The following is a 3,918-nucleotide window of genomic DNA, read 5'->3' as shown; positions in this document are numbered from 1 at the left end:
CTGTGTGCCTGGTGCGTTTCATGGTCGAGTCCCCGGCCCAGTCTGGCCGGATGAGGACTCTCATTCACCCTGGACCGGTTTCCGGGGTCCACGTCAACCGGCGGTGACGGTGACACGCACACGGGCGGTGTAGGTGACGCCCCAGCCCGACTTCTGATCTCGGCTCGTGCCTCTGGCACCGATCAGGCGTTCGGCCTGGGCGACGCAGCGCACGGCGATGGTCTGGCGCTGCCAGCCGTCGAAACCAAAGATGCGGTTGGCTTCCGCGATCACCTGCCAACCCTCCAGATAGCTCACGCGGCTACGTCCCTGCTCCCGCTGGCGGACGTTGGCCCGATTGAGGGGAGCGGAGAGGGCGGCGAGCTGCTCGGGGGAGAAGCCAGGGGGCTGAACCGGGACGGCGGCCGACGCAGATTCCGGCGCGGATGGAGGGAGTGCCTCGCTTCGATCAGCGGAGCGGATCAACTCCAGAGCTTTGGGCGGCCTCTGGACGGGGCGAGGAGTTGCGGGGCGGCTGGCGGTGCTGGCCCCGTTGGCGGAAGGAGCGGCGACGGTCATGGCGGTGGGAAGCAATGGTGTGGGGAGGAAGGGAAGGGACCCCGGCTTCCCCACCGGGACCCCAATTGCGAGGGGGCCTATGGCCCCTCAGTGGATGCGCCAGGAGCGGCGGGAGATCAGCTGGGCGCCGGGGATCTCCCTGCCTGCTTTGAGGGCCTCCTTGATGGCGGCCTTGTCCGGCTTGCTGGTGGTGGTGAAGCTCAGCCACTGGGGATCGAGGACTTCCTCGTCGTCGATCTCGACGGACTGGGACTTGCGGGAGCTGAGCTCGTGGTTCGGGAAGGAGAAACGAGTTGCCGACGGATGCACGCGGGTGAGCACCAGCACCAGCGATTCCTCCAGGGCATCGGCCCGGTCGGCATCGGATCGCGACAGCTCGGTGAGCCGTTTGGCCTGCTGCTGGCGGTAGGCGGCCTGAGCGCGCAGATGCTCGATCACCCAGCAGGTGGCATCAGCCTTGGCGGCGAGGGCGTGCTTGTTGCCCTCTTCGGCCAGCAGGGCGGCCTCGAGCTCGGCGAGGGCCAGGGCGCGAGTGTCGTCATCGGCTTCCAGCTGCTCAGCCAACTTGCCGATGGCGGAGGTGAGCTCCTGGGCCTCGATGCCCAGCTGCCAGAGGGAACCGGATCGCTGCAGGGAGCAGGTAGGGCCTGAGGCGATGGCCCCTGGGGCAGGGACACCCACAGGAGCCGCGGGGATGGGGGTGAGGACAGCCATGGGAAGGACGGCGATGGGATGGGGATGGAGTCAGCGGCGATGCCGCTGGGATCAAGGGACAGCGGGGGCTTGGCTGATCTGCGCCACGGCGATCGGCACCGGGGAACTGGCGGCCATGCGCCGGGCCTGCTGCACCAGCGAGGCGGTGCCTGCACCACCGGGGAACGCCACCACCAGCACGGCAACCGGGGCCGCGGCGGACGTGAGGGCCACGGCCCGGCTGATCGCCAGCTCGAGCAGCTCGCGATTACGGATCGGCCCAGCCGCACGGCCATGGCGGCGCCAATCGGCGGGGAGCACCCCAACAGGCCAGCCCAGCTGACGGGCGGCGCGGCCGATGGCGCGATCAGCGCCACGGGCCCCGCCATGGAGCAGCTCATGCACGAGCTGGCCACTGGTGCGGGCCACCAGGGAAGCGGCGATCTGCTGGGGCGACCAAAGGAGATCGCGGCCACCACCGGCGACGACCACCCGACCAGCGCGGACGGGCCGCAGCGGGGTGATCACGGCCGGCGCCAGTAATGGCCCAATCGAATAAGAGCCCAATGCGGCGGCCTGAGCCACCACTGAAGGGAGTGAATTCATGACCTACGGAGCAAACGAACGGAGCAGGTTGTCTCGGGATTTCGTTGCCGCAGGCGATGGGCTCGGGGCCTTTGGCGCAGCCCTTATTCTACCAGTACAGAAACACTGGTAAGGCAGTGAAGCTCAGCTGCAGCAATGCTTCTCAAGGAATGACTGCCTCTGGCCTGGCGAGGGCAAAAGGAGAACTTCTGGCCACGATCTTGAGGCTTCTGAATGTATCAGTCGCGCAGCCGCGCGCGCCAGAATCAGGGCTTCTCCCCATCAAGCTGGTGCCTTCCATGCGCCAGGCCACCGCAGCCGCGGGAGCACCACTTCGCTATTCCTTCACCCCATGGCACCCCGCGGAGGGCGGCGGCGGCGACCGACGCAGGCCACGGCGCAGCCGTGGCACGCTGAGGGAAGCCGCTGCCGGCCGCAGCTCCTTGGGCAGAGGCGAGCGCCGCGACCTCCCGTTGATCACGACTCGGGGAACATTTGCTCCAGTGGCCTCTGATCGCCACCATGGCTTGATGAGCACCAGGCAGCTGCCTCTCCTGGCCTCAGGCCATCAAGGAGCAGGGGTGGATAGGTCCAAGTCAATGTCCCCCGAGGTCCCAGTCGATCCGCCAGAAGCCCGCCAAAGAGGTGGTGCAAATGGTGGTGTACTGACCGGCTCTCCCGCAGAGAACCCAGTCATGCCAATGACTGTTAAGATCAGTTCAGAGGACACCCTCTCCGTTTTGTAGGGGTCTCAGGAGGGTCTGATTCGTCCAGACCCTTTGTTGTATCTGGGTTCTTGGTGAGTGGGTGGTCCTGAGAGATCCATCAATAACCAGGTTCCCCGAAAAGCCTGTTGGGGTTTCTGTTGGGGGTGCTTGCTTGCGTGTTGGGGTATTTCGCAAAGGCCTTTCACCGACAGCGATCTCAGGGCAATCCAACCGCAGTCGAAGCAATACAGGGTTTCTGCCGCCGACGCCCTCATTGTCGAGGTCTATCCCCAGGATCTGAAGCTCGTCTGCGGTCAGTGCCCTTCACCGTGATTCGCGTTGACCCGCTCCCTGATGCCCTTGGCGTGAAGAAGCAGATCGCGTGAGCACTGTTACAGCGATCTGGTGGCAGCGCCCTCAGTTGTTCTTGCAGAGCAGTCTCTCCCCTGCTCCTGCCATTGGGCCAGTGAGGTCTCCCTGATGCCGTGATCCGCTTCACCAGCACCAACGGGATCGGCACTGTCCTGGGTGCTCTGCTCTACGAGGGCAGCAACTGGTGGAGTACAGGCGGTCCGAACGATCCCTCAAGCGTCGTCGTGGTGTTCTGGGGCGACCAGCTTGTCAGAGGCACTGCTGGGTTCTGGGACGGCATGCGACCCAAGGGTGGCCCACTAGTCCTGCTGGTTGGGGTGGGAAGCGGCCTCTACTACAGGGATGATCAACGCTGGCGGGACGATCACTCCCTCCTGACTGCTGGGGAGCGTTTCTGGCGCTCCACCCCTGGTTGCCATTCGTTGCTCTGAGCGGAGTCAGTCCCGCTCCTGCCCCAGGCGTCGTCAGTGCTGACAGTATGTGGCGGCTCGTTGAGGAGCACCTTCAGCTTTGTAGCATCAGCAAAGTCAGCGCTGCACGATGATAAGAGTAGCTTCTGCCTGCCTTGTAACAGGATTGCTTGTATTATGGAACAGTCCTTCCATCGCAGCACTCCCTCCCAAGACCGTAGGGACTTGTGCTGACTCCTTTGTGCAGTCCAAGCGATTCAGAATGGTTCCCAGTCCAGGTGATCCTGGTTACGCTCGTACAAACAATGACGTCGGCAAGGAGGTCTTTATCCTTCTCGCCAATGGAGTTGGCATCTATTCAGGAGAGGGTGACGACTTCATTCTGTCAAGCAACTTTGCGGCAGGCCACAAGGTCAAACTGTGCCTGGAGTGAGGTGGTCTGGGTTTTCTGGACAGGCTCCATCGTTAACCTGTGAGGCGGGGCACCGCCCCTGACAGGGGGCTCCCACCCATGAGCAAACGCCGCACCCATAGCCCCGAGTTCAAGGCCAAGGTCGCCATGGAGGCGATCAGTGGCCGCAAGACGCTCCAGG

Annotated in this window: 4 protein-coding genes; 1 reads left to right on the top strand and 3 read right to left on the bottom strand. The window is 64.2% G+C overall.

Annotation, left to right across the window (positions count from 1 at the left end; genetic code table 11):
* Window positions 1-93: 93 nt before the first annotated feature.
* The 3 genes from CJZ98_RS17310 to CJZ98_RS17300 form a co-directional block, all read right to left on the bottom strand.
* Entirely contained in the window at window positions 94-558 is a 465-nt protein-coding gene (locus CJZ98_RS17310; RefSeq protein ID WP_232756584.1) for a Rad52/Rad22 family DNA repair protein, read from the bottom strand.
* A gap of 87 nt (window positions 559-645) precedes the next feature.
* Complete coding sequence (locus tag CJZ98_RS17305; protein WP_094592353.1) at window positions 646-1,272, bottom strand: siphovirus Gp157 family protein; 627 nt, start codon at window positions 1,270-1,272, stop codon at window positions 646-648.
* Window positions 1,273-1,323: 51 nt separating this feature from the next.
* Entirely contained in the window at window positions 1,324-1,779 is a 456-nt protein-coding gene (locus tag CJZ98_RS17300; protein WP_232756583.1) for an SLOG family protein, read from the bottom strand.
* 1,249 nt (window positions 1,780-3,028) lie between these two features.
* Between CJZ98_RS17300 and CJZ98_RS18595 the strand changes: the two genes are divergently transcribed.
* Window positions 3,029-3,346 (top strand): hypothetical protein, encoded by a 318-nt coding sequence (locus tag CJZ98_RS18595; RefSeq protein WP_157911080.1) that lies wholly within the window; start codon window positions 3,029-3,031, stop codon window positions 3,344-3,346.
* Window positions 3,347-3,918 lie beyond the last annotated feature (572 nt).

The sequence above is a fragment of the Vulcanococcus limneticus LL genome (assembly GCF_002252705.1).
In the GTDB taxonomy this organism is placed as follows: Bacteria; Cyanobacteriota; Cyanobacteriia; order PCC-6307; family Cyanobiaceae; genus Vulcanococcus; species Vulcanococcus limneticus.
The sequence above is the reverse complement of the archived record's forward strand: the minus strand, read 5'-3'. Positions and strand labels throughout refer to the sequence as shown.

Coding starts and splice junctions, on each gene's coding strand:
- CJZ98_RS17310 (WP_232756584.1), bottom strand. CDS start 558: ATGACCGTCGCCGCTCCTTCCGCCAACGGGGCCAGCACCGCCAGCCGC.
- CJZ98_RS17305 (WP_094592353.1), bottom strand. CDS start 1,272: ATGGCTGTCCTCACCCCCATCCCCGCGGCTCCTGTGGGTGTCCCTGCC.